Source organism: Aeromonas sp. YN13HZO-058, assembly GCF_001921245.1.
GTDB classification, from domain to species: Bacteria; Pseudomonadota; Gammaproteobacteria; order Enterobacterales; family Aeromonadaceae; genus Aeromonas; species Aeromonas allosaccharophila.
The window spans coordinates 131626-155453 of the sequence record NZ_MQSY01000045.1 but is presented as its reverse complement, the minus strand read 5'-3'; the positions used below and the strand labels follow the sequence as shown (position 1 = coordinate 155453).

The 23828-nt window shown below is 61.3% G+C and carries 22 protein-coding genes; 13 read left to right on the top strand and 9 right to left on the bottom strand.

Going from position 1 to position 23828, the window contains the following annotated elements; genetic code table 11:
• Positions 1-46 precede the first annotated feature (46 nt).
• Positions 47-517, top strand: coding sequence for an Lrp/AsnC family transcriptional regulator (locus BSP75_RS11630; protein WP_005336001.1), 471 nt, complete (start codon positions 47-49; stop codon positions 515-517).
• A gap of 91 nt (positions 518-608) precedes the next feature.
• Here the strand turns inward: BSP75_RS11630 and BSP75_RS11625 are convergent, their stop codons facing one another.
• Positions 609-2573 (bottom strand): LTA synthase family protein, encoded by a 1965-nt coding sequence (locus BSP75_RS11625; RefSeq protein WP_075113274.1) that lies wholly within the window; start codon positions 2571-2573, stop codon positions 609-611.
• Positions 2574-2832: 259 nt separating this feature from the next.
• Between BSP75_RS11625 and BSP75_RS11620 the strand changes: the two genes are divergently transcribed.
• From BSP75_RS11620 to BSP75_RS11610, 3 genes are all read left to right on the top strand, one after another.
• On the top strand, positions 2833-3090 hold the full coding sequence (locus BSP75_RS11620; RefSeq protein WP_075113273.1) for a DUF2442 domain-containing protein: 258 nt from the start codon (positions 2833-2835) through the stop codon (positions 3088-3090).
• Between the two features lie 245 nt (positions 3091-3335).
• Positions 3336-5303 carry a TonB-dependent copper receptor gene (locus BSP75_RS11615; RefSeq protein ID WP_075113272.1) on the top strand — a complete coding sequence of 656 codons (1968 nt, stop codon included), beginning with the start codon at positions 3336-3338 and terminating at the stop codon, positions 5301-5303.
• 109 nt (positions 5304-5412) lie between these two features.
• Positions 5413-7035, top strand: coding sequence for an alpha-amylase family protein (locus BSP75_RS11610; protein ID WP_075113271.1), 1623 nt, complete (start codon positions 5413-5415; stop codon positions 7033-7035).
• Positions 7036-7120: 85 nt separating this feature from the next.
• Here BSP75_RS11610 and BSP75_RS11605 read toward each other — a convergent pair whose 3' ends face one another.
• Positions 7121-8560 (bottom strand): RimK family protein, encoded by a 1440-nt coding sequence (locus BSP75_RS11605; protein WP_075113270.1) that lies wholly within the window; start codon positions 8558-8560, stop codon positions 7121-7123.
• Between the two features lie 188 nt (positions 8561-8748).
• Between BSP75_RS11605 and BSP75_RS11600 the strand changes: the two genes are divergently transcribed.
• Genes BSP75_RS11600 through BSP75_RS11590 form a run of 3 tightly spaced genes read left to right on the top strand, consistent with a single transcriptional unit; the run spans position 8749 to position 10350 of the window.
• Positions 8749-9270 carry an N-acetyltransferase gene (locus BSP75_RS11600; RefSeq protein ID WP_042057596.1) on the top strand — a complete coding sequence of 174 codons (522 nt, stop codon included), beginning with the start codon at positions 8749-8751 and terminating at the stop codon, positions 9268-9270.
• Between the two features lie 31 nt (positions 9271-9301).
• Positions 9302-9547: a DUF3624 family protein gene (locus tag BSP75_RS11595; RefSeq protein WP_075113269.1), complete on the top strand. Its 246-nt coding sequence runs from the start codon at positions 9302-9304 to the stop codon at positions 9545-9547.
• 56 nt (positions 9548-9603) lie between these two features.
• Entirely contained in the window at positions 9604-10350 is a 747-nt protein-coding gene (locus BSP75_RS11590) for an SDR family oxidoreductase (RefSeq protein ID WP_075113268.1), read from the top strand.
• A 61-nt stretch (positions 10351-10411) separates the two neighbouring features.
• Here the strand turns inward: BSP75_RS11590 and BSP75_RS11585 are convergent, their stop codons facing one another.
• On the bottom strand, positions 10412-11884 hold the full coding sequence (locus BSP75_RS11585; protein ID WP_075113267.1) for a C69 family dipeptidase: 1473 nt from the start codon (positions 11882-11884) through the stop codon (positions 10412-10414).
• 475 nt (positions 11885-12359) lie between these two features.
• On the opposite strand from BSP75_RS11585, the gene BSP75_RS11580 reads away from it, so the two are divergent.
• A complete protein-coding gene (locus BSP75_RS11580) occupies positions 12360-12785 on the top strand; it encodes a hypothetical protein (RefSeq protein WP_075113266.1) in 426 nt (141 codons plus the stop codon).
• A gap of 199 nt (positions 12786-12984) precedes the next feature.
• On the opposite strand, the gene BSP75_RS11575 is transcribed toward BSP75_RS11580, so the two are convergent.
• Complete coding sequence (locus BSP75_RS11575) at positions 12985-13563, bottom strand: hypothetical protein (protein ID WP_075113265.1); 579 nt, start codon at positions 13561-13563, stop codon at positions 12985-12987.
• Between the two features lie 245 nt (positions 13564-13808).
• Here BSP75_RS11575 and BSP75_RS11570 point away from each other — a divergent pair, with 245 nt between their 5' ends.
• Positions 13809-14960: an iron-containing alcohol dehydrogenase gene (locus BSP75_RS11570; protein WP_075113264.1), complete on the top strand. Its 1152-nt coding sequence runs from the start codon at positions 13809-13811 to the stop codon at positions 14958-14960.
• A 70-nt stretch (positions 14961-15030) separates the two neighbouring features.
• Here the strand turns inward: BSP75_RS11570 and BSP75_RS11565 are convergent, their stop codons facing one another.
• The 4 genes from BSP75_RS11565 to BSP75_RS11550 all read right to left on the bottom strand — a co-directional run bounded on the left by BSP75_RS11565 (position 15031) and on the right by BSP75_RS11550 (position 18723).
• Positions 15031-15489, bottom strand: coding sequence for a methylglyoxal synthase (locus BSP75_RS11565; RefSeq protein WP_075113263.1), 459 nt, complete (start codon positions 15487-15489; stop codon positions 15031-15033).
• Between the two features lie 88 nt (positions 15490-15577).
• Entirely contained in the window at positions 15578-17689 is a 2112-nt protein-coding gene (locus BSP75_RS11560) for a DUF885 domain-containing protein (RefSeq protein ID WP_075113262.1), read from the bottom strand.
• 202 nt (positions 17690-17891) lie between these two features.
• Entirely contained in the window at positions 17892-18371 is a 480-nt protein-coding gene (gene bfr, locus BSP75_RS11555; RefSeq protein WP_042057581.1) for a bacterioferritin, read from the bottom strand.
• A 145-nt stretch (positions 18372-18516) separates the two neighbouring features.
• Positions 18517-18723, bottom strand: coding sequence for a bacterioferritin-associated ferredoxin (locus BSP75_RS11550; RefSeq protein WP_075113261.1), 207 nt, complete (start codon positions 18721-18723; stop codon positions 18517-18519).
• 136 nt (positions 18724-18859) lie between these two features.
• On the opposite strand from BSP75_RS11550, the gene BSP75_RS11545 reads away from it, so the two are divergent.
• Together BSP75_RS11545 and BSP75_RS11540 are read left to right on the top strand one after the other, a co-directional pair.
• Positions 18860-19171, top strand: coding sequence for an HlyU family transcriptional regulator (locus BSP75_RS11545; protein ID WP_075113260.1), 312 nt, complete (start codon positions 18860-18862; stop codon positions 19169-19171).
• A complete protein-coding gene (locus BSP75_RS11540; RefSeq protein WP_075113259.1) occupies positions 19168-21240 on the top strand; it encodes a GNAT family N-acetyltransferase in 2073 nt (690 codons plus the stop codon). Before BSP75_RS11545 ends, BSP75_RS11540 begins: the two co-directional genes overlap by 4 nt.
• On the opposite strand, the gene BSP75_RS11535 is transcribed toward BSP75_RS11540, so the two are convergent.
• Entirely contained in the window at positions 21227-21946 is a 720-nt protein-coding gene (locus tag BSP75_RS11535) for an SDR family NAD(P)-dependent oxidoreductase (RefSeq protein WP_075113258.1), read from the bottom strand. The two genes, BSP75_RS11540 and BSP75_RS11535, sit on opposite strands and share 14 nt — an antisense overlap.
• Before the next feature lie 203 nt (positions 21947-22149).
• On the opposite strand from BSP75_RS11535, the gene BSP75_RS11530 reads away from it, so the two are divergent.
• Together BSP75_RS11530 and BSP75_RS11525 are read left to right on the top strand one after the other, a co-directional pair.
• Positions 22150-23166, top strand: a complete 1017-nt coding sequence (locus BSP75_RS11530; protein WP_075113257.1) for a chemotaxis protein — start codon at positions 22150-22152, stop codon at positions 23164-23166.
• A 175-nt stretch (positions 23167-23341) separates the two neighbouring features.
• Positions 23342-23821, top strand: a complete 480-nt coding sequence (locus tag BSP75_RS11525) for a hypothetical protein (protein WP_082034809.1) — start codon at positions 23342-23344, stop codon at positions 23819-23821.
• Positions 23822-23828: the final 7 nt, after the last annotated feature.

The following is a 23828-nucleotide window of genomic DNA, read 5'->3' as shown; positions in this document are numbered from 1 at the left end:
GGTTTACGGGCAGAGTCTAAAAAATTGAGCGGTTCAAGGAGTTAAGATGAGAAACCTGGATCAACTGGATTTGGATATCCTGGCCCATCTGTTTCGGGATGCGGGCATGACCAACAAGGATCTGGCCGCGCTGGTGGGCGTTGCCCCCTCCACCTGTCTGGAGCGGGTGCGCAAGTTGCAGCAGGATGGCGTGCTCAAGGGCGCACACTGCGAAGTGGATTATCAGGCCCTGGGTGGTCACATTCAGGCCATGGTCTCCCTGCAGCTGGCCCGTCACAGCCGTCAGATCATCGATGCCTTCCGCGATGCCATTCTGGCGCTGCCCGAAGTGATCAGTCTGTTCCACATGGGCGGCAAGGATGATTTTCTGGTGCACCTGTGTGTCTCCGACACCGAGCACCTGCGCAACTTCGTCTTTGACCACTTCACCTCCCGCGAAGAGGTGGTGCACCTCGAAACTTCGCTGGTGTTCGAGCACAAGTTCAGCCGCTCCCTGCCCTGCTTTCCCCAGCCATAATGGCCAGTGGGCCGACAGTATGGTTAGATGGAAAAAACCGCCAGCTGGCGGTTTTTTATATTTTGCTATTGGTTGAATCAGCAAGAGTGGCTTAATTGGCGGCGGTGCGTTCATCCTTGGCCGTCTGATAGAGACTCTTTTGATAAGCCATGCTGCCCCACAGGGCAAGACCCAGTGCATCCTCCTTCAAGGCGTCCGGTTGCGCTGCCGGGGTCAGCTTCTCGCTGGCATCATCGTAGACATAGCCTTCCGCCGCGCGTTCCGGTTGCAGGATCACTACATCCTTGCCGCGCATCAGGGCGAAGTTCTTGTCGTATTGCATTATGGCGCGCCCCGGCCAGTCGGCAGGCATGCGGGTCAGATCCTTGCCCAGCATGGGGTAGTCGGCACTGATCCCCATCAGGGAGAGCAGGGTCGGCGCCATGTCGATCTGGCTGACGATGCGGGGATCCTTCTTCGGTGCAATGCCGTCACCCACAATGACGCCGGGAATATGGAAGCGGGGGATGGGCACCAGACTGGCGCCACCGACCCGGCTGTCGTGGTCGGCGATGACCAGGAACAGGGTGTCCTTCCAGTATTCGGACTGTTTCGCCTTCTTGAAGAACTCACCGATGGCGTAATCCGCATACTTGGCCGCGTTGTTGCGGGTCTGCTTGGGCTGCTCGAACAGTTCGATGCGGTTGTCCGGGAATTCGAATGGATCGTGGTTGCTGGAGCTGAATACCAGACTGAAGAAGGGTTTGCCCTCCTTGTGCAGCGCCTTGAAGGTCTCGTCGGCCTTGGCCATCAGATCCTCATCTGAGGCGCCCCAGGAGCCCTTGAACACCGGATTGTCGAAATCCTTCTGCTCGACGATGGTGGTGAAGCCGTTGCCGAGGAAGAAGCTGCGCATGTTGTCGAAGTGGCTCTCGCCGCCATAAATAAAGCTGGTGTCGTAACCCCGCTGTTTGAGCAGATCCGCGATGGTGAAGAAGTTGGTCTGGCTCTTGCCGAGTTTGACCACCGCCTGTGCCGGGGTCGGCGTGAAGCCGGTCAGTACCGCCTCGATACCGCGTACCGAGCGGGTGCCGGTGGCGTAGAGCTGCTCGAACGCCCAGCCCTGCTGCGACAGCGCATCAATGTTGGGGGTGAGCGGCAGGCCACCGAGGGAGCCGACAAACTGGGCGCCCAGGCTCTCCTGCAGCAGGATCACCAGATTCTTCGGTTTGCCCTGGACGCTCGCCTCGTTGAAGGTCTGGCTGGGCAGCAGATCGGAGTTGAAATCACTGGCCGGACGGCCACTCTCCTTGCGCATGATGTCGAGCACCTTCTGCTCGGACATCTCGCCGTAAAACTGGCCTGCATCCTCCTCGGCGCCCATCTGCTTGATGGCAAAGAAGAGGGAGTAGGCGGAGTTGACGGTGAGCGAGTTGACCAACGGGTCCTCGGCAAAGGCGACCATGGCCGGGTTCAGGGCGCGGTGGCCGAGACTGGAGCGGGCACCGAGAAAACCGATGGCCAGGATCAGCAGGGCGAAGGCCGGACGCAGATACCAGCGCGGGAAGCTGAGGCCACGCACCAGACGGCCGCTCAGCCACCAGCCACCGGCCAGCACGGCGCCACTGAAGAGCACCGCCAGCAGCAGCTCGGCTTTGCGGCCCGCCCACAACATGGAGAGCACCTCTTTCGGATAGATGAGGTACTCCACATAGAGGCGGTTGGGGCGCACGCCATATTCTGTGACGAAAGAGGGGGTAGAGATCTCGAGGAACAGCATCAGCCAGAGTCCGACGGTCAGCCACACGCGCATCAGTTGCAGCCAGCCCCGGCCGATGGCGTGGGGGCCTGCCAGCAGCAGGGTGAGCATGGCGGGGACGCCCCAGACCCAGCAGAGGGTGGCAAAATCGACCCGGATCCCTTGCAGCAGCATCTCCTGCCAACCGGCCACGGCATCCACCCGTTCCAGTTGCCAGAAACCGAGGGCAATTCGACTGAAAGAGAGAGAGAAGAGCGCGAGCGCGCAGAAGATGGCGAAGGGCCAAAACGGGCCGAGTCGCTGTTTGAGAGTTGTCATGTTTGTTCCTGATTGAGCCTGTAAACGTCTGTCCACAGACGCTTTTTTATTTGTTGTGCTTTTATGACAGGCAGATGCGGATAAGGTTGCACTCTCTCTTGCCAAAAGAGGCAATTAACATATCGCTTATCTAAAAGTGTGAACTCGACCGGTTACTGAGTGCAGAATAAGCTGCTGGGTAAAATGTGAGCCGCAGCGCGAATGGAAGGGGGGACTCCATTTATAATTGCCGCGAATTATCTCAATCGGAGCCGAAGGGATGCCGGTCTTTATCGATGTCGAGTATGTGCAGGAATGGCGCCTGTTTGTGGTGTTATCGGATGGCACCACGGGCGTGCTGGATCTGACCCCTTGGCGAGGTCAGCCGCTGTTTGCAAAGCTGGAGAGCGAACGCCACTGCGCTCGGGTCTTTATCAATCGCCACCACCAGCTGGAGTGGCCTGTCGGATGCACCTTGTCTGCCCACGAGGTTTATCACCTGATCTCCCCCATCGATGAACGGGAAGCCTTCAGCTAATCCACGCTTTTTGTGAGCCACCGCCAGATTCCTGTTACTGGAATGTTTGTCCGTTTGCCTTTATGAATGAACTTGGGTAAAACCTGCGCAACATTTTGCCAACCTGCCTTCGCTTTCCACGACAGAGGCTTGCCGCTTTCACGCCGCAGGCCTTTTTTGCAGCCTGATGGCAAACCTTTCCCTTAGTGAAAGGTTTGGTAGGTTTAATGAAAAAAACAAAATAAACAAATACATAAGGAAAATGTATGGCTTGTCATATGCGCACTCCTCTTGCCCTGCTGGTGGGTGGGCTCGCCTGCCACGGCGCCGCCGGTCAGGAACCGGTTCAACAGCTGGATCCCATGGTGGTGGTGGCAACCCGCCCGGCCAGCACACTTGAAGTGACGCTGGATCCCAAGAAGCCCGGTTCCCCCATGCCCGCAGCCGACGGCGCCGGTTATCTGAAGAATGTCACCGGCATGAGCATGGTGCGCAAAGGGGGGCTGGGCGGCGATCCCGTGCTACGGGGAATGGGGATGTCCCGCCTCAACGTGCAGATGGATGGCGGCATGCTGGCCGGTGGCTGTGGCGGCCGGATGGACCCGCCCACGGCCTATGTGTTCCCCCAATCCTTTGACCGGATCCGGGTGCTGAAGGGGCCGCAATCCCTCGAGCAGGGGGCCACCCTGGCGGGAACTGTGCTGTTCGAGCGGGACAGGCCCGAGTTCACCGCGCCGGGTCTCAAGGCCGATGCCTCGGCCCTCTTTGGCAGCTTCGGCCGCGATGACCAGATGGTGGATATGACGGCGGGGTCGACCGATGGCTATCTGCGCGGTCAGTTCACCCACTCCGATAGCGACGATTACCGCGATGGTCACGGTAACAAGGTGCGATCTTTCTATCGCCGCGAGAACGGCACCGCCCAGTTGGGCTGGACACCGGGGGAGCACACCTGGCTGGAACTCACCGCCGAGCGTAGCAATGCCCGCGCCGCTTATGCGGACCGCACCATGGATGGCCCCATGTTTGACCGCGAATCCTTCGGACTGAAGCTCAAGCAGGAGCAGATCACCACTTACTGGCAGCGCAGCGAGTTGACTCTGTGGGACAACTACATCGACCACATCATGGACAACTTCAGCCTGCGGCAAAACAGCGGCATGAAGATGCTCTCCAACCCGGATCGCCGCAACAGCGGCGGTCGCTGGGCCAACGACATCGCCCTGCCTGCCGACTGGTTGCTGACCGCCGGGTTCGACAGCAACCGGGATCAGCACCGCAGCCGGGGTGGCGTCGATTATGCGACGCAAGATCGCCAGCGTACACTGCGTTTCGAGCAGCAGGGCGGTTTTGCCGAGCTGGGCCGTCAGCAGGGAGCGCACAGCTACAAGGGCGGTTACCGGCAGGATCGGGTAGAGACGACCCGCTATGGCGCCGGTGAACAGACCCTCTACAGCGATACTCTGAGTCTGAACAGCGGGTTTGGCCGCTACGAGTACCAGTGGTCGCCCCGCTGGTCCAGCTATCTGGCCTGGGGGCAGGCAGAGCGGGCGCCGGACTACTGGGAGCGCAGCAAGGACAGCACCCCGTTTACCCTCAACCCGGAGCGCAGCCGCCAGTGGGATGCGGGGCTGGCTTTGCGCAGCCGCGAGCTGGATCTGACCCTCTCCCTCTTTAGTGCCGATATCAAGGACTACCTGCTCTACAACAGCAAGTCGAACAAGGTGCGCAATATCGACGCCCAGACCCGTGGCGGTGAGCTGGAGGGGCGCTGGCAGTTTGCCGAGCAGTGGCGTCTCGATGGTGGTCTGGCTGTGGTCTACGGCGAAAACCGCAGCGACAACAAGCCACTGGCCCAGATGCCGCCGCTCGATGGCAAGCTGGCCCTAGGCTGGCAGCCGGATGAAACTCTGAACTTCACCCTGCTGGGGCGTGCGGTGGCGGCGCAGGATCGGGTGGATCTCTGGTCCGGCACGGTCGCCGGTCAGGATCAGGGGGAGACCCCGGGCTTCTTCACCCTGAACCTGAGCGGCGCCTGGCAGTTTGCCAAGGGGTGGCAGCTCTCGGCCGGGGTAGACAACCTGTTCGACACCTTCTATTACGAGCACCTCTCCAAGTCGGTGCACGCCAGTCAGGCGGGGCTTGGCTACGAGCAGAGCGGCCGTATCCCCGAGCCGGGTCGCTCGTACTGGCTCTCGCTCAACTACCGTTTTGCCTCGGCAGGCGTGCTCTAACCAGTTGAGTCAGATAACGTTTTCAGTCACAGACAGCGTTGTGTGAGCATCGCTATCATGGTGAAAAACAGGCGTATCAGACGCCTGTTCTCACAGCGGGAACATAACAATGAAACAAGGAACGTTGCGCTATGGCGGCCTGCTCGGGGCCGCTCTGTTACTGGCGGCCTGTGGTGGTAGCGGTAGCAGCAGCTCTTCCGGTGGCGAGATCATCCCACCGGTACCCAACCGTACCGATCTGGTCAACAACCGCGCCTGTTATGGCGATGATCAACCTGCCTGTAACCTGCGCATCTATCAGGTGATGGTGGAGTCGTTTGCCGATGGTGACGGCAGTGCCAACTACGGCGTCGGTTATGGCCCCTCCCAGCACAACGGCGATCTGCAGGGGATCATCGACAGCCTCGATCACATCAAGAGTCTCAACGTCAACGCCATCTGGCTCACTCCGGTATTCGACTCCTGCGCAGGGCAAGGCGGCGACAACAAGCTCGATGCCACCGGCTACTTCGCCTGCGACTTTTTCACCGTGGATCCCAACTTTGGCAGCAACGCCAAGCTCAAACAGCTGGTGGATGCGGCGCACCAGCGCGGTCTCTATGTATTCCTCGACGGGGTGTTTGGCCACGTCAACAAGGTAGGGGTGAGCAAGCCATCGCCAGAGGGGCGTCTGCCCGCTCTCACCGGCGGTGGTGCCGGTTATCCTGGTCAGCTGGTGGATTACAGCAAGCCGGAGAGCCTCGCCTACTTCAAGGAGGTGGCCCGTTACTGGGTCGAGCAGTACGGCATCGACGGCTGGCGCCTCGATCAGGCTTATCAGCTCAATCTGAATGAGTGGCGTGCCATTCGCAGCGAAGTGGAGCAGGCCAGCGCGACACGCAAGGCCGCCGGTCAGCAGTGGGGCACCCTCGGCTACATGGTGGGCGAGGTGTGGAAGAGTGCCGACGAGATCCGTGCCGAGGCTTACGGCAGCAGCGACAATCCGGCGCTCGCCTCGGCGTTCGACTTCCCGTTGCGCTACGGCATCGTGCAGGCGCTGGCGGTGGAGGAGTCCGGCAAGGGCGGCCAGGGCGCCAGTGTGCTCGATGCCAGCTGGAACAAGGTGGAGAACTACCCCGGCCATGCCATGCCGAACCTGATGCTGGGTAACCACGATCTGGTGCGTTTCGGCGATCTGCTGGAGCGCGGCAACTTCAATCCGGCCGAGTACTGGCAGCGCCACAAGGCAGCATTCAGCTTTATGGCGGCCCGCTCCGGCCCCATCACCTTCTATTACGGCGAGGAGTTTGGCGACGAGGTGCCGGGCTTTGCCAAGCAGGTGAGCGGTGATTGTGCGGCGCAGGGTTTGTGCGATGACCATGTGGCCCGCAGCGACGGCAAGGTGCCCGGTGTCACCGGCTTTGTGCCGGACAGCGAGCAGGCCGAACTGAAAGGGTGGCTCGCCCAGCTGCTGGCGATGCGCGCCGCTCATCCCGCCCTCTATCAGGGGGAGCGAGTCAAGCTGGTGGCCGACGGCAGCCTCTATGGCGACATCAAGCAGACGGCGAGCGAGCAAGTCGTCTATCTGCTCAACCTCTCTACCTCGGCGCTCAGCTACAACCTGCCGACCAACAAGCTGCGCAGCGGCAGTGCGCTGGTGGATCTGCAAAGTGGCGAGAGTCTGGCCCTGGGTAGTGACAGTGTGACGGTGGCGCTTCCCCCTTTGAGCGGGCGTTTCCTCCGCCTGCAATAAGTCAGCGGCAGTCCGCTGTGATATGAGAGAGGGCCCCATCGCGGGGCCCTCTCTGTCATTTAGTGGGTGATAAGGTTAGGGCGGGTTATGTGGTGGTCTGGCCCCGGTTTTCCAGCCGCTGGCGGAAGGCGCGGGCCAGTCGCTCGTAGAGATCCTGCGCCTCCTTGTCTTCGATATCGCCGCGGATCCAGGGGTTGTCGACGATCTCCAGCAGCACACAGTCGCGCCCCTGCTGGCGCAAGTCGAGCCCGTAGAGGCCATTGCCGAGCTGATGGACGGCGCGGCGGGCGGTCTGCAGCACCCGCTCCGGCACCTCATTGAGTGGCAGCGCCTCGATGCGGCTCATGTCGAGCGGGTGCTTGCGGCGGCGAATGCGGTTGCCGGGCTCGGGTCGGTAGCGGCGACAGGCAAACAGCGGCGAGCCATCGAGAAAGCCGATGCGCCAGTCGAACTCGGCGGGGATCCGGCTCTGCACCAACAGCAGGGCGGAGCGGCTCAGCCCCTCGTCCAGCAGCCGGGCCAGCTGTTGCTCATCGCTGGCCATGGCGAGGTCGCGCCCCTGCGCGCCATCGGGCACCTTCACCATCAACGGCAGGCCGAGCCGCTGTACCAGCTCCTCCACGTGGTGGCGGCCGCGACGGGTCACCACCATGGTGGGCGGCATGGGCACGCCGCTGCGTACCATCAGCTCGTAGAGATAGAGCTTGTTGCTGCAGGCGAGGATGGCGCGAGAGCTGTCGATCACCGGCATTTTCAGCTGCTCGGCGCGGCGGGCAAATTCGAAGGTGTAGTGGCCGACCGCGGTTTCGGCGCGCAGCCAGAGGGTGTCGAACTCCGGCAGCCGCTCGATGGCCGACGGTGGCAGGATCTCGGCCCGGATCCCCTGGGCAGCCGCTGCCCGGATAAAGCGCTCCAGCGCCAGCCCATCACTGCTGGCGCGGCCATCATCGGGATCCACCAGAATGGCGAGCTGGTAGAGCGGCGCTGCCTGCTCCTCGTCACCGGTGCCCACCAGCGCCTGAGCGTGGTGCAGCATCAGTGCCTTTTCGCTTGGGCTCAGCTCCAGCGGTGACAGGCTCTGCTGCTGGCGTACCGACCAGCCATGACGGCCGCGCTTGAGGGTCAGCTCCTGCAGCGGCAACTGGCTCAGGCCGTAGTAGTAGCGGGCCAGCCCCGCCAGCTCGCTCTGTTCACACTGGCCGAAGATGGCGCGCACCCGGATCCTGTCCTCGCTCTGCTGGGCCAGCCACCCTTGTGCCTTGCGCCACAGCTTGGCCGGTGGCTGCTGGGGTTGCAGTCGGCTGATGGCCTGCAGACCCGGCAGGCAGTGGTGGCCGCGGGCCTGGGCCAGCAGCGAGCAGTAGTAGCCTGCGCTCAGGTGCTCCAGATTGCGGCAGAGGTTGATGATGCGGGGTCGGCCGCCGGTGGTCGGCACGCCATGTTGCAGATAGGTGCGGGCGGTCAGCAGATAATCGGCATGGCAAGGCCAGTCGCCCAGCTCTTCGACGATGACATAGGTACTCATATTTTCGGCTCCACAGATCAGACTGCCTGAAAAAAGGCAGGATCCCCAGTGGGCTTCGATGCACCGACAAGCACGACAATGGCGCGAGGGGAAACAAGAGGTTACAGTGCCTAATATGACGCTTTGGTAACTTGTGATACAAGTCGCATTTTTGGTGCTGAAGATAAATAACCGAACAAGGACTCCCCGTGTTGACCGTACGTGCGGCCCGAACCGATGATCTGGGCGCCATCGTTAATCTGGAACGCTACTGTTTTCCCCCCGAAGTCGCCTTTGGCCGCAGCCGCTGGCACTATCTGTTGGCCCACGCCAAGGGGCGCACCCTGTTGCTGCTGGATGAGAAGCATCAGCTGATGGGCTATCTCTGCCTGCTGGAGCACAGAGGCTGGGATCGGCTGGTCATTCAGGCGCTCGCCATCCGCTGGACGGTGCGCCGTCTGGGCTGGGCCCGCCGTCTGCTGGAGCAGGTGATCCGCGAGGGCAAAGCCGCTGGCTGGGGGGCGATTCGCCTCGAAGTGGGGGACGCCAACGAAGAAGCGTTGGCGCTCTATCAGGGGTTGGGATTTCGTCCCCAGCAGCGGCTGGCGGACTACTATGGCCGCGACCAGCACGCCCACCGGCTGGTGCTGCCGCTGGTGAGCGACGAGGAGCGTGAGCGGCGCAGGCTGGCCCGCACTCTGGCGCGCAAGCCCTCTGCGCAGGCCAACTGACAGTGTTGAACGAGCAACATCGAGGAGCAGGATGAGCTGCGACAACTGCCTTGCCACCGCCATCAAGGCTAGGCTGGGGCGCTGCTCTGTCTGCGCCGGCCAGACCTTCGTCATCGGCCTGATTGGCTGGCTGGTCTGGTGGTGGTGCGGTGCCGATACGTCGGTCAACGCCCTCACCGGCCTGCTGTTTGCGCTGGGGGGCTCGGGCCTGTTGCTGCTCCATCTGGTGGTATTTGTCTGGCGCAAGGCGACCGGACGTGAATTGAGCGATGAATGAATCTGAATAGATTCAGACAGATAAATAACAATATCGGTGTAGATATGGAGGTTCAGATGATTGCAATGGTAACGGGCGCCTCGTCCGGTTTTGGTGAAGCCATCAGCCGCCAGCTGGTGCAGGCGGGCTACAAGGTGATCGGCACCGGTCGCCGTGCCGAGCGGCTGGCCGCGCTGGCTGACGAGCTGGGCGAGCAGTTTCTGCCGCTGGTGTTTGACGTGCAGGACAAGGCGGCCACCCGCGCCGCGATCGCCGGTTTGCCAGCCGCCTGGAGCGAAGTGGATCTGCTGGTCAACAACGCCGGTCTGGCGCTGGGGCTGGAGCCTGCCCACAAGGCGGATCTGGAAGATTGGGAGCAGATGATCGCCACCAACATCAGCGGCCTGACCCTGCTCACCCGCCTGCTGCTGCCGGGCATGGTGGCGCGCAATCGCGGCCACGTCATCAATATCGGCTCCATCGCGGGCACCTACCCCTATCCGGGTGGCAACGTCTACGGCGCCACCAAGGCGTTTGTGAAGCAGTTCAGCCTCAATCTGCGCGCCGATCTGGCGGGTACAGCCATCCGCGTCACCAACGTGGAGCCGGGCCTGTGCGGTGGCACCGAGTTCTCCAACGTGCGCTTCCACGGTGACGATGCCAAGGCGGCCACCGTCTATCAGGGGGTGGAGGCGATCCAGCCGGACGACATCGCCAATACCGTGCTCTGGATCAGCCAGCAGCCCGCCCACGTCAACATCAACAGCATCGAGATAATGCCGGTGGCCCAGACCTTCGGCCCGCTCAATATCAGCCGCCGCTGATCGCTGCATGGGGTGAAACAAAAGAGGCTCCCTCGGGAGCCTCTTTGCGTTGGCGAGCCGATTAGAGGCTCATGATTTTCTTGAACTCCTCCTCCGAGTACTTCTTCTCGCTGCTCTTGGTCAGATCCGTCATCAGCTTGTAGCGCAGCGCTTTGGCCATCTGATAGGTCTGCTCCAGCTGGCCGTAGGAGTAGTCGGCGGCCAGCCCGATGGCGGTGCCCTTGTCGTTGGCGTAGGTCTGCTTGAGGCTCTTGTCGAGGACGGCGACCTCCTTGTAGAGCTTGGTGCTCTCCTTGCTCCAGACGTTTCGCAGCAGCGGCAGGTATTTGTCCGGGTTGGTGTTGGCCAGTGCGGTCAGGCTGCGGAACTGCCAGTAGGCGGAATCGTCGGAGTAGCTGTCGCTGCCGCTGCGATAGGGCAGGGGATAGTTTTCCAGGGTGTTGTAGAGCGGCACCATCACCGATTCGGCCAGCACGCCGTAGCTCTGCCAGATCAGCCCCTGCAGCTCTTTGGGCATCTCCTTGCGCAGCTGGATGACGTGGGATTCGAGCTGGCGATCGACGCGGATCGGCCGCTCTGCCTTGCCCGCCAGCGGCGTGCCGTCATAGGTGGCGCTTAGCACCCTGGTCACGTCCGGCACGGCGATGGGGGCATCCGGCTTCATAAACAGCGGATATTGCGCCTGCCGGGTTGATTGCTGGTGGCTGGCGGTCAGCATTTTCTGGCCGAGCCACTCCCGATCCACGTTGTAGGGGTCGGCAATCACCCCGAACGCCTTGGCGAAGTTGAAATCTTTCGGATCGGCGTTATCCAGCAGTTTGTGTTCGCGTACAAACTCCAGCAGCTTGGGCGAGTGCAGCACATCGGCGCTGTCGAGAGCTACGCCGTGGATGCGCAGGCCGTTGGCCACCATGGCGTAGCTGTCGTCCGGCACCCGCACCGCGATCCAGTGGTGGCCGGAGCCAATCTCCACCAGCCAGGCCTCGTTTACATCCGCCAGATAGAGGCTGTTGCCCTCACCGGCGCCATATTGTTCCACATAGCGGCCAAGCAGCGCGACCCCCTCTTTGGCCGTCTTGGCCTGCGGCAGGATCAGGGTCGGGATGATGGCCTCGATGACCCCCTTCTCGATCAGCGGATCCGCTTTCTGGGCCTTGTCGTTGACCTCGGCACTGGTGGTAGCCGAGATGGCGACGTTGAACTCGTTGATGCCGCGCTCCTCATAATATTTGCCTGCCGGGTCGCTGGTGGTGGCATCCCAGTCATGGATGGCGGAGTAGGCGAAGAATGCCTTGGGCATCGGCACTTCCAACCCGTTGCCCAGTTTCCAGCTCTTGCCCTCGTTCTGTTGTGCCGGATGGAAGGCGAGGTATTTGTTCCAGTTGTTGACGCCAAAATCCTCGTTTCTGGCGATCATCACGCTGCCATCGGCACTGGCTCCCTTGCCGACGATAAGGCCGGTACAGGCATCGGCACTGGTGCCAAGCAGGGTGAGCAGGGTGGCGGAGAGCAGACTCAAGGTGTGTTTTTTCATAGGTGTACCCGAAGGGTTGCGGTGAGTGAGAGTCAGACGAGAGGATGAGGTGTGGGGAGGCTGCAACTCCGAACTGGCAGCGGAGCGAGCACGGCAGATTGGTCTGCCTGTTATTGGTTGTACGAACAGATCATCCATGACACGGCTGGCTGGTTGTGATGTGCGCCAAAATTGTATTCCTGCGTGGTTGTTTGTTTTGTGATCGAACTGCTGTTCCTGACTTTTCTCTGGCGCCGTGGCGCGCGGACGGCGAAATGTGCCAAAGCAGTGTGAATCGGCAGCAGATGAGTCATGATTCTGACGCCAGCTTGCGTGGGGGGGGCGTGGTGAGCGCCGTCATAGCGCGGGATCTCGCACCATCTGACAAGTTGGCCTGTAACTTGCTGGTTTAATTGATAATGGTGGGGCCTGACGCCCCATGTGACCGGATCAGCCTGTGCCCATTGCCGCAGATGCGCACTGAATTGGAGCCCCCATGGATATCAAACCTTACAGCCAGCAGCTTGCCCAGAGCGCATCCAACAACCGTGCCCTCGCCACCCTCAACAGTGCTGGCAGTGGCGGTCAGGGCGGTGGCTGGGAGGAGATGGTCAGCCTCTCCACCCAGCGCATGACCGGTCAGGCCCAGCAGGTGCTGACCTACGAACATCTGGCCAAGAACAACAAGCTGCCGCCGGCGCTGGATATGAGCTCCGACAAGGGGGGCGTGGTGCAGCAGCTGGTGGACAAGGCGCTCGGCTTCGATCGCAAGAAGTTCAACGAGATAGAGGAGAAGCTCAAGACGATCGCCGACAACAAGAAGCTGACGCCGGAAGAGCGGGCGGAGCAGAGCAAGCCGCTCAACGAGCAGCGAGAGGCAATGCTCAAGGAGGCGATGGATCGCCTGACCGGCCAGAAGTAGGGGCGGCGATGTGCCGGATTGGCCGGTAAACCGGGGCGAAGAGGCAAGATCTTGCCCTGAATGGATACTCGGGGAGTGAACGGTCTCGGTAAGGAAGGCGGGAGGCAAGATTGCCTCCCGCTTGATATGGCGCCCGCGCAAATGGCCGCGAGTCGGGCGTCATTACGCTGGCATGGCAGCCTGAGCAGCCCGGTCGGGACTATTCGCTAGCGACGATGCCGATCCCGATGGCTTTGGTCTGAACCGCCTTGAGCTGGTCGCCCTCTGCAATCAGGTTAAACTGCTCCGGGTTGTTGATCTTGATGGTCAGGGTCTCATCCACCCCTCTGACGGTGACGGTCTGCTGTTGTTTGTCCAGCCCGATGACATCGGCATAGATGGTCACTTTCATGCCGACACCGCCACCCGGTTTCTCATCAGCCCCGGCCCGTTCGCCATCCACTTCCACGATCCGTTTTCTGATGCCAGCGGTGCCCTTCAGCAGCTCTACATCGAGTATCTGCAGATACTTGAGCGTGACCTTGTCCCCGACCTTGACGTTCGGCAGGTTGGCAACCTGCTCGCCAGCGACGATATCGAAGGTTTCACCCTCTGCGTTTTTCAGACTGACCTGGCGGGTCTCCAGGTCGATGGCGGTCACGGTGGCACTCGCCGTGAGTTCTTGCGCTAGACTGGCTTGCCCGGGAGCGACGTCGACTCCTGCGTTGACCTCGGCGGCTTGTACCAGAGTAGTCGAGAGGGTAAACAGACCTGCAATCCATGCATGCTTCAGTTTCATATTTCAGACCTTCCTGTATGACGAGGGATTGGATGAAAACTGACGGGGGCAGCAGGATGGGAAAGTGATGGGGAGCCTGATCTCCAGGGTGCTACCCGCCCTCCTGACTGACCATAGCAGAGCCATACCTGAAAATGCCGCTGCAACGACCGGCAATCTCCATTCTGATAACCAGCTCCCGTTTTTGACCTGATGGGGCGGCAGGCGCACAATGTCCCCGTGCTGTTCAAGTCGAGGATCCCGCCGTGTACAACTTCCAATATGCCAATCCGACCCGCATCTGTTTTGGTGAGGGCCAGATCGCCAGCCTGCCAACGCTCATCCCGCCCGGCAGTCGCCTGCTGGTGCTCTATGGCGGCGGCAGCATCAAGCAGAACGGTGTCTATGAGCAGCTGACCCGGGCGCTGGAAGGGGTGACGTGGCAGGAGTTCTCCGGCATCGGCGCCAACCCCAGATACGAGCTGTTGATGGAGGCGGTGGCACTGGTGAAGCGCGAGCGCATCGACTTCCTGCTGGCGGTCGGTGGTGGCTCGGTAGTGGATGGCACCAAGTTTGTCGCGGCGGCGGCCTGTTATGAGGGGAGCGATCCCTGGGATATCTGCGGCAAACAGGCGAGTGTGCACCAGGCGTTGCCGATGGGCTGTGTGCTGACCCTGCCCGCCACCGGATCCGAGAACAATCCCACCTCGGTGGTGAGCCGCGGGGATGTGAAGATCTCATTTAGAAGCCCGCTGGTGCAGCCGCAATTTGCGGTGCTCGATCCGGTGACCACCTACAGCTTGCCTGCCCGCCAGACCGGCAACGGGGTGGTGGATGCCTTCATCCATATCACCGAGCAGTACCTCACCTTCCCGGTCGGGGGCGACGTGCAGGATCGGCTGGCGGAAGGCTTGCTGCAGGTGCTGGTGGAGAACGGCCCCAGAGCGCTGGCGGAGCCGACCAACTATCAGGTGCGGGCCAATCTGATGTGGGCCGCCAGTCTGGCGCTCAACGGTCTTATCGGTTGCGGGGTGCCGCAGGATTGGGCCTCTCACGCCATCGGCCATCAGCTGACGGCGCTCTACGGGCTGGATCACGGCCAGAGTCTGGCGGTGGTGCTCCCCTCACTGCTCCGTGAGCGGGTGAGTCAGAAGCAGGACAAGCTGGCCCAGTTTGCCGAGCGGGTGTGGCATTCGACCCGCGAGGACAAGGCCCTGCGTATCGAGGAGGCGATCATCCGCACCGAGCAATTCTTCCAGAAGATGGGATTGGGCACCCGACTGGCCGACTATGGCCTCAGCGAAAGCTGCATTCCGGCGGTTTGCTCCAACCTCAAGCGGGTGGGGCGCACCGCGCTCGGTGAACATCAGGATATCGATCCGGATCGGGTGGCACGCATTCTCGCTCGGGCGCTATAAGCCGGCATCGGTTTGTTTCTCAATAAAGAGGGCCGCATATTGCGGCCCTCTTGCATGACGGGTTAGCCGATCACTCTGTGCGCGCCTTGAGATAACCGACGTAATCCGGGATCTGCACGCTGAATGCTTGCTGCATGTGGGGGCTGTCCATGATGAAGTCGGCGGTCGCTTCATTGGTGGCGACCGGGATGTTCCACACCGCTGCGAGGCGCAGCAGCGCCTTCACATCCGGATCGTGCGGTACCGCATTGAGGGGATCCCAGAAGAAGAGCAGCACGTCGATCTTCCCTTCGGCGATCAGGGCGCCGAGCTGCTGGTCGCCCCCCATGGGGCCGGAGAAGAGGCAGGTGATAGGCAGCTGCGCCTTCTTGCCGAGCATGGTGCCGGTGGTGCCGGTGGCATAGAGATGGTGGAGCTTGAGCTCCTCCTTGCGGCGCATCACCCAGTTCAGCAGAGGGGTCTTCATGTTGTCGTGAGCCACCAGTGCCACCCGTTTGTGGGGCGCCATCTCGCGTGCAATCTGTTCCATGGAAATCGTCCGTAGCATTGTTATTGGCAGAGAGCCGTATCCTAATCGAAAGCGGCGCCCGTTGCCTTGCCGGGCGCCGTAACTGTGATCACTTCGACTGTTCAATCCACTGCTTGTTCTTCTGCTCCAGTACCGAGATGGGCAACATGCCGTATTCCAGCACATGGTGGTGGAACGCCTTGAGGTCAAAGCCTCCGCCCAGTGCCTGCTCGGCCGACTCCCGCATCCGGATCAGCGCCAGCTGGCCCGCCTTGTAGGAGGTCGCCTGACCGGTGTAGGCCATGTAGCGCGGCACCTCGGAGCTGATGTCCCCGGCACCTAGCGCCGAGTTCTCCTTCATGTAGTTGACAGCCTGATCGTGGCTCCAGCCATACCAGTGGATACCGGTATCCACGACCAGCCGCATCGCCCTGAGCATCTCCTCGTTGAGACGGCCAAAGTATTGCAACTGGTTGTTGAAGGCGGATGAGCCCTCGACCTTCACGTCTCCCACCGCCGGATCATAGAGTCCCCGTCCCTGATAGAGCCCCATGTCGTGATCCGCCAGGTATTCGGTGTAGAGCGCCCAGCCCTCCGCATAGGCGGTGTAGGAGGCGTTCGCCACATACTGCGGGAAGTCGGGATCCTTGGCGGCCAGCTCCTGAGCGATGGTGATCTGGAAGTGGTGGCCCGGCGCCGCCTCATGGGCCAGCAGGGTGCTGATGTTCCAGCTCTGCAGACCATAGGGGTAGTAGGTGTTGAGGAAGAACTGCCCCTTGCGGCCGGTCTGCGGGTTGCCATCCTGATACCAGGCCACCCCGCCGTATGGCGCATCTTCATAGGAGACGGGCACCACCTCGTAATCGAGCTTGGGAATGGTGCGCTCGGCATCGAAGAAGTCCGGCAGCACCAGCGCCGCCTTGCTCTTGAAGACGTTGTACTCCTGCAATGCCCGCTCGTGTTCGGCCAGTGCCTGCTGCTGCGGCCCGCTCAGGGTCGCACCGGCCGCGTTGTCCGGGTTGAGGCCGGTCGACCAGAGTGCCAGCGGGTTCTGATAGAAGAAGGCCGGTTCGTTCAGATAGCGGAAGAAGGCGTAGATCTGGCCGCTCTGCTTGCTTTGGGCCACGTCTTCGTTGTCGCACTTGCCAACGGTGTGGCACACCTTGACCATGGCACCGAAGATCCGGTCTACCTCGCTCAATCCCAGCTCATGTACCTGCTCCGGTGTCATATTGGTGGTGGTGTGCTTCTTCAGCAGCCAGCGATACCAGTCGCGCCCGTTGGTCATGCCACAGAAACCGTCATCACACTCGCCACTACCCAGGCGCACTGCATAGGCGCCGCCATGCTGGTAATCCAGATAGTCGCGCAGCGCCAGATAACGGCTGTTGATGCTGTCCAACACTGCTTTGTAGTCTGCTCGCAGTGTGGCATCGGCATCCCCCGGCAACTGCTGCCAGCCGAGGTAGGCGCCAGCGAGCATGTCGCCATCCAGCTTGCTGTTGAGCTGGGCCAGCAGCCGGTCTACCAGCTCATCAGGCAAGGTATTGCCCTGAACACTGGCCTGCTCGAACTGGTGTTTCACCTCGGCCAGATAGGCATCATATGCCTTGAGCCAGGTGAGGTGTTCCTGGTACCAGGCCAGCGGGGTCATTGTTGTCTTTGCTCGGGTTGCCATTGCAAGTGCCGGAGCTGTGTCTGTGCGGTCGAGATCCCGTCGCCATGCGCCATCACCCGGTTCCACCCGGTCGGCCGAGCTGTGTTCGAAATAGTCGAAGTCACCGCTGACGGTGCGAGCTGCTTTGCCGCTGGCAGGGGCAGCGCCAACGTCATCTGCCAGATCCACCACGCGGTTGCGGAAGTGATGGATCGGGATCTGGGATTGGGGTAAATCGTACCCTTCAAGATTAATCTGCAAGTCCCAGCGGATCATGTCGTAGAACAGCCGATCCCGCTCACTTAACACCGTGGGATCCAGTGCATTCAGTCGTTGGAGCAGTGAACTGTCGAGTGCCTTGCGCTTGGCGATGCTGGCGGCATCGATGGCAAAACCGTAGGGGTCGAGCGTCTGGCTCTCGCGCAGGGCCTCATCCATGGTCTGCATCAGGGATGCTTTGGTGGCTACGGGATCTGCAGGTGCGTTCGAGCTGTTGTCATTGCAGGCGGCAAGAGACAGGGCAATGGCGCAGGCTAGCGCAAGCTTGTTGGGTAGGAAGTGCATGATGTAGTCCTTTCACATGTTGTTATTGTGTGTCCCTGTGAGGGGCCCCAATAGTGCAACTACCCGGCGTCTGTTTTTGCGACCTGAATAGCAAAAATACGCTTATTTTTCATGCTGATAAGTGGTGTGAAAAGCTATGCAGCCAGACATTAAAAAACCCGCCTGAGCGGGTTTTTTAACCGTTTTTTCATGCCATAACTATTCAGGATGAACCGTGGTGCAGTTGCGACTGTTGATAGTTCTCCAGCCCGATGCGATCGATAAGGTCGAGCTGGGTCTCCAGCCAGTCCACATGTTCCTCCTCGTCTTCCAGGATCTCCTGGAACAGGTCGCGACTGATGTAGTCCTGCACCGACTCGGCATAGGCGATGGCGACCCTGAGGTCGGGGATGGCATCCATCTCCAGCGACAGGTCGCAGCGCAGCATCTCTTCAACGGTCTCGCCGATGCGCAGCTTGCCGAGATCCTGCAGGTTGGGCAGCCCTTCCAGAAACAGCACCCGCTTGACCAGCTCGTCGGCGTGTTTCATCTCATCTATAGACTCGTGATACTCCTTGTGCCCGAGCGCCTTGAGGCCCCAGTCATCGTAGATGCGGGCGTGCAGGAAGTATTGGTTGATGGCAATCAGCTCATTGGCCAGCACCTTGTTGAGGTGGACAATGATCTTGGGATCTCCTTTCATCGACAGTGCTCCTTGGTTCGTGCCTGAGGCTTCGATCGTTAGAGCTTAGTCCAGAAAAGTGACAACAAGAGGTCTGGCGAGTCAGCTCGCCCGAGAGGAAGGGTGACCCTGCTGGCGGGTCAAATCAGAAGAGGGTGGGGCCGGGTCAGGCCACCTCGTAGTAGAGCACGGGTTGCTCCTGCTCCATTTTGTCGAGCTCGGCGGCGATGATCTCCATGGTCATGCGTACGCATTTGCCACACTGGGCGCCCACCTCTAGCGACTGCTTGAGCTGGCGGAATTCGCTGTTACCTGACTGCACCGCTTTGCGGATCTGGGTATCTGTGATGCCGCGGCACAAACAGACGTACATGATGATCACCTCTTGTGGAATGGAGTGAAATCTAAATGAGAATGGTTCGTCATGCAAATAACCATTGGTAATAAGATCCCCTGCTTGCCACTGTGCAACCCCTTGGGGACAATGCTGGCAACCAGAGGAGATCACCATGCTCAAGAAACTGTTCAGCGCCCTGTTCGGGGGCGAGCCGACCAAGGCGCCTGAAGTCACTCCCACCGAATATGCCGGCTATCTCATCTATCCGGAGCCCATGGCCGAAGGGGGCCAGTACCGGTTGGCGGGCCGTATCACCAAAGAGCTGGATGGGGTGCTGCAAACCCACCGCTTTATCCGCTCAGATCTGTTTGCCAATCCGGCCGATGCCGAGCGTTTCATGGTGCAGAAGGCCCACACCTTTATCGATCAGATGGGGGATCGCATGTTCGAACCCCGCAAACCGGCTGACAGCGCGGCTTCATGACGCCACAAGAGGTCAATCGGCAGCGCGAGGCGCTGGCCCGCGCCGGTGAGCGGCGCCTGATCTGGCTGGAGGGAGAGGAGGCCGACTGCATTGCCCGCGCCGAAACCCTGCTCGGCGAGCGCATCTTCTGGCTGGGTGCCGGGCCCGAGTGTTATGCCCCGCAACCCGCAGCCAAGGCGCTGCAGCGGCTCGGTCAGGAGTGCGACACGCTGGTGTTCAATGCCTTCAGCGGTTTTCACCCCGACGCCTTCGGGGCGCTGGCAGGCACCCTGCGCGCCGGTGGCTTGCTGTTGCTGCTGACTCCGCCCAGAGAGATCTGGCCCGCATGGCCGGATCCCGACCGGGTTAGGCTGGTGGCCCAGCCGGAGGAGGCAAGCCGGGCCGGTCACGGCTTTATCGCCCGGCTGGTACGGCTGCTGGCGGGGGATCCGGCTCTCTCTTTGGAGCCTCCGGTTTGTTCGCTGCCGTGGCAACCCATCGGGCCCGAGCGGCCATTGAGCGACGATCAGGCCCGAGCGCTGCCCGCCATCCACAAGGTGTTGCACGGCCATCGCCGCCGTCCGCTGGTGCTGAGTGCCGACCGCGGCCGTGGCAAGAGTGCGCTGCTTGGGCTGGCTGCTGCCGAGCTACTGCGTCAGCAGCCCGGGCTGAACATAGTGGTGACGGCCCCCTCGCAGGCAACGGTGGCGACCCTGTTTGCCCATGCCGCCCGCAGGCTTGATTGCACGCCAGAACAGCTGACCGGGCTGAGCTACTGCTCGCCTGATCGGCTGGTGCACGAGGCGATGAATCCCGATCTGCTGCTGGTGGATGAAGCGGCTGCCATTCCAACCCCGTTGCTTGAGGCCATGCTGGCCCGCCACAGCCGCATCGTGTTTGCCACTACCGAGCACGGTTACGAGGGGACGGGGCGCGGTTTTCACCTGCGCTTCAAACGTGTGCTCGATAGCCAGACCCCGGAGTGGCAGGAGATCCACCTATCTGAGCCCATTCGCTGGAGTGAGCACGATCCGCTGGAGCCGCTGATTTTCCGCCTGCTCGGCCTCAATGCCGAAGTCGCCACTCCCATGCCACCGACCAACCCGAGCTGGCGTCTTATCAGTCAAGAGGCGCTGGCGAGCGACGAGGCGCAGCTCAACCAGCTGTTCGGCTTGCTGGTGCTTGCTCATTACCAGACCACGCCGAGCGATCTCAGATCCCTGCTGGAGAGCCCGGATCTCGACATCCATCTGCTGGAGCAGGACGAGAGCCTGCTGGGAGTGGCGTTGGTGGCGCGGGAAGGGGAGATAGATCCCGAGCTGGCCGAGGCGATCTGGGCAGGGCGCCGCCGCCCGCGTGGCCATCTGCTGCCCCAGTCGCTGCTGGCCCACGCCGGTTTCAAGACGGCGGGGGGGCGCAGTTACGCCCGGGTGATGCGTATCGCCATCCACCCCGAGCTGCATCGCCATGGGCTGGGTTCGCTGCTGCTTGGCAAGCTTGAGGAGCACTATCGCCAGATTGGTATCGACTACCTGGGCTCGGCTTTTTCGGCCAGCGCCGACCTGCTCCCCTTCTGGCGCAAGGCAGGACTGACGGTGCTGCGTATCGGTTTGCAGCGGGATGCCGCCAGCGGTTGCCATGCTGCCCTGCTGCTTAAGGCGCTTAAATACGAGCATGAGCCCGAACTGGCTCGGTGGCAGCAGCGTTTCGTACGCCAGCTGCCGACCCTGCTGGCGGGCGAGTTGAACGCATTGGATCCCGAGTTGGTATGGCAATCTCTGCAAGTGCAAGGCAGTACCGTCAACGCGCCGGAGCTTGGCGAGTTCGAGCGCGATGAGATTAAGTGCTTTGCCCTGCATCACAAGCCGTTCGAGCTAAGCCAAGCCAGCCTGCAGCTATGGCTGGCGCGACATCTGGATGTGTTGGCCTCGCTCACCCCTGCCGAGCGCCATCTGCTGATCGCCACCATCTGGCAATATGCCGACTGGGGAGTCTTGGCCGCGAGGTTGCAACTGGCGGGCAAGCCCGCCGTGATCAAGGGATTGCGGGCGCTGCTGGCACGTCTGCTGGCGCGCCCTACCACTCGATAGGGTTGCCCTGCCAGTCGAGAAAGCTCAGCTCGCCATCCGGTTGCAGCCGGTTCATCAGCTGCACCAGATGGCCGGCTACCTGCTCGGGGCTCTGCACGTTTCCCGCTGGCACATTGGCGTGAAACGGGCGGGAGAGTGGGGTATCCACTGTGCCGGGATGGAAGGCCAGCAGTTTGACGCCGGGGGCCCGCCTGGCCAGCTCGATGGCGGCACACTTGAGCAGCATGTTGAGGGCGGCCTTGGATGCGCGATAGCCATACCAGCCGCCTGCTCGGTTGTCGCCAATGCTGCCGACCCGCGCGCTGAGAACGGCCAGAGTGCAGGGCTCGCGGCCAAACAGCGGTAATAACTGGCTGATCCAGCGCAGCGGCAGCAAGGCGTTGGTCTGGTAGAGGCGGGTCATGCCATCGAGATTGAGTGCTTCGAGCCGCTTCTCCGGCTGGATCTCCCCCTGATGCAGGATGCCGTTGCAGATCACCACCCGGTGCGGTCTCGGCGCCCATTCTGCGATGCGGGCTACCGCAGCTGCCATCTGCTCATCGCTGTAATCGCAACATATCCATTTCAGAGCAGGCGAAGAGGCACCAGCTGGTGCGGGCTGACGACTGACGGCGATGACCCGGGTTGTGCCGGTTGCCAGCCAGTGTGCGACCAGTGCCGCCCCGATCCCGCCGCCAGCCCCTATCACGACCACGCTCTCATTCATGAGTCCTCTCCTTGTGACGCTGTGATGGCCTTCTCCATCGCACCGCAATTTTCCTGATAGGCTGGTACGAGCCCTCCGGCCTAGCGGATCAAGTGGTTATAGCTGCAATCTTGACCGGATCAGCGCAGCAGAGTGCATTCCATTCCTATACTGAGAGAAAACCGCAGCGGTCTGCTGCCCGCGCAACCAGAATGAGAGTCACCATGATGTCCAAAGATGGGGAAGAGCGTAAATCTATCCTGACCGAAAGCGGCACCAACGAGCTTGAGATCATCGAGTTTCACCTCAAGAAGCAGTTGCCGGACGGGCGAGAGAAGATCGCCTACTACGGGATCAACGTCGCCAAGGTGCGCGAGGTGATCCGGGTGCCGGAAACCACCGATTACCCCAATGCCCAGCGCCATATGGTGGGGGTCTTTTCCCTGAGGGAGCGCCTGATCCCGCTGGTGGATCTGGCCGGTTGGCTCGGTATCAAGACCAATCCGGATCCCAGCCACAAGGTGGTGATCGTCACCGACTTCAACAAGATGGCCAACGGCTTTCTGATCGACAGCGTCAGCCGGATTCACCGGGTCTCCTGGGAGGATGTGGAGTCCCCCAGCCAGTTTCTGGAAGCGGGAGAGAACGACTGCGTGGTGGCGGTGGTCAGGCGCGATGGCAACCTCATCATGATCCTCGATTTCGAGAAGATCATCGCCGACATCAACCCCGAGCTCAGCATGGAGAAGTACGATGTCACCCAAGATCGCAAGGTGCTCATCGACGATCGCATGATGGCGCTGCGTCAGGGCAACACCATTCTGGTGGTGGACGACTCGGCCTTTATCCGCAAGATGATCGAGACCACCCTGCGTACCGCCGGCTACAACGTGATAACGGCCAAGGACGGGGGGGAAGGGCTGGAGATGCTGACGGATTTCGATCGTCTGGCGCAGGAGGAGAAGATGCCGGTGACCGGCTTCGTCAACGCGGTGATCACCGATGTGGAGATGCCGCGCATGGATGGCATGCACCTGCTCAAGCGACTGCGGGATACCCCCTCCTATAAGGAGATGCCCATCGTGATGTTCTCCTCCCTGATGAGCGATGACAACCGTCAGAAAGCCCTGCAACTGGGGGCGAACGATACCATCACCAAACCCGAGATAGGGCGGATGGTGGGGATGATGGATCATATGCTGCTAGGGATTGCCCCGCCCTCGCCAGCCAACAACATCTGACCGGCCATTAACGTGTCATTGACCGGCCGAATCTTCTGACCGGTTGCCTCAAGCGGCCACTCCTTGCCAAGGAGTGGCCGCGCTGTTTTGGTTGTTTGCTGCGCCCCACACACCCCTTGTCTCCCGGATATGATCCATGTAATGATAATTATTATCATTTGTTGGTGTGAAGCGTATGACAGCAACCTGGGTGAAAGGGTGGGTCGAGTCGACCGAAGGTGGCAGCAGTATGACCCACTGGAAGCAGCAGACCAGAGAGGGAAACCGGCTGTTTGATTGCGGCGAGTACCATCAGGCGCTGGCTCATTATCAGCAGGCGCTCTGGCTGGCTCGCCAGCAATTGGTGCAGTGGCACGATGCCGACGAGGCGGTGGCGGCACTGGTGGTGGCCCACCACAATCTGGCGGATCTGCTGGTGGCCATGACCCTGCCCGATCGCGCCGCCGACCTGCTCTGCTATGTGCACGACTGCCTGCTGGCGACCTGTCACTCCCCCGCTTGTTCATCCCGCCTGCGAGAGGCCGCTTTGCGCCATACCCGCACCACCCGTGCCGAGTTGCTGACGTTCGTACAGCGCCACGGCAGCCACGCCGCGATCATGCGCTCGCTCGGTCACTGCCTGTGCCAGAGCGAGCCCTCATCCCGACTCCATTAATCCGAAC

Excerpts from the sequence above, each read along its gene's own strand:
- BSP75_RS11630 (WP_005336001.1), top strand. The coding sequence starts at position 47 with ATGAGAAACCTGGATCAACTGGATTTGGATATCCTGGCCCATCTGTTT.
- BSP75_RS11625 (WP_075113274.1), bottom strand. The coding sequence starts at position 2,573 with ATGACAACTCTCAAACAGCGACTCGGCCCGTTTTGGCCCTTCGCCATC.
- BSP75_RS11620 (WP_075113273.1), top strand. The coding sequence starts at position 2,833 with ATGCCGGTCTTTATCGATGTCGAGTATGTGCAGGAATGGCGCCTGTTT.
- BSP75_RS11615 (WP_075113272.1), top strand. The coding sequence starts at position 3,336 with ATGGCTTGTCATATGCGCACTCCTCTTGCCCTGCTGGTGGGTGGGCTC.
- BSP75_RS11610 (WP_075113271.1), top strand. The coding sequence starts at position 5,413 with ATGAAACAAGGAACGTTGCGCTATGGCGGCCTGCTCGGGGCCGCTCTG.
- BSP75_RS11605 (WP_075113270.1), bottom strand. The coding sequence starts at position 8,560 with ATGAGTACCTATGTCATCGTCGAAGAGCTGGGCGACTGGCCTTGCCAT.
- BSP75_RS11595 (WP_075113269.1), top strand. The coding sequence starts at position 9,302 with ATGAGCTGCGACAACTGCCTTGCCACCGCCATCAAGGCTAGGCTGGGG.
- BSP75_RS11590 (WP_075113268.1), top strand. The coding sequence starts at position 9,604 with ATGATTGCAATGGTAACGGGCGCCTCGTCCGGTTTTGGTGAAGCCATC.
- BSP75_RS11585 (WP_075113267.1), bottom strand. The coding sequence starts at position 11,884 with ATGAAAAAACACACCTTGAGTCTGCTCTCCGCCACCCTGCTCACCCTG.
- BSP75_RS11580 (WP_075113266.1), top strand. The coding sequence starts at position 12,360 with ATGGATATCAAACCTTACAGCCAGCAGCTTGCCCAGAGCGCATCCAAC.
- BSP75_RS11575 (WP_075113265.1), bottom strand. The coding sequence starts at position 13,563 with ATGAAACTGAAGCATGCATGGATTGCAGGTCTGTTTACCCTCTCGACT.
- BSP75_RS11565 (WP_075113263.1), bottom strand. The coding sequence starts at position 15,489 with ATGGAACAGATTGCACGCGAGATGGCGCCCCACAAACGGGTGGCACTG.
- BSP75_RS11560 (WP_075113262.1), bottom strand. The coding sequence starts at position 17,689 with ATGCACTTCCTACCCAACAAGCTTGCGCTAGCCTGCGCCATTGCCCTG.
- bfr (WP_042057581.1), bottom strand. The coding sequence starts at position 18,371 with ATGAAAGGAGATCCCAAGATCATTGTCCACCTCAACAAGGTGCTGGCC.
- BSP75_RS11550 (WP_075113261.1), bottom strand. The coding sequence starts at position 18,723 with ATGTACGTCTGTTTGTGCCGCGGCATCACAGATACCCAGATCCGCAAA.
- BSP75_RS11545 (WP_075113260.1), top strand. The coding sequence starts at position 18,860 with ATGCTCAAGAAACTGTTCAGCGCCCTGTTCGGGGGCGAGCCGACCAAG.
- BSP75_RS11540 (WP_075113259.1), top strand. The coding sequence starts at position 19,168 with ATGACGCCACAAGAGGTCAATCGGCAGCGCGAGGCGCTGGCCCGCGCC.
- BSP75_RS11535 (WP_075113258.1), bottom strand. The coding sequence starts at position 21,946 with ATGAATGAGAGCGTGGTCGTGATAGGGGCTGGCGGCGGGATCGGGGCG.
- BSP75_RS11530 (WP_075113257.1), top strand. The coding sequence starts at position 22,150 with ATGATGTCCAAAGATGGGGAAGAGCGTAAATCTATCCTGACCGAAAGC.
- BSP75_RS11525 (WP_082034809.1), top strand. The coding sequence starts at position 23,342 with ATGACAGCAACCTGGGTGAAAGGGTGGGTCGAGTCGACCGAAGGTGGC.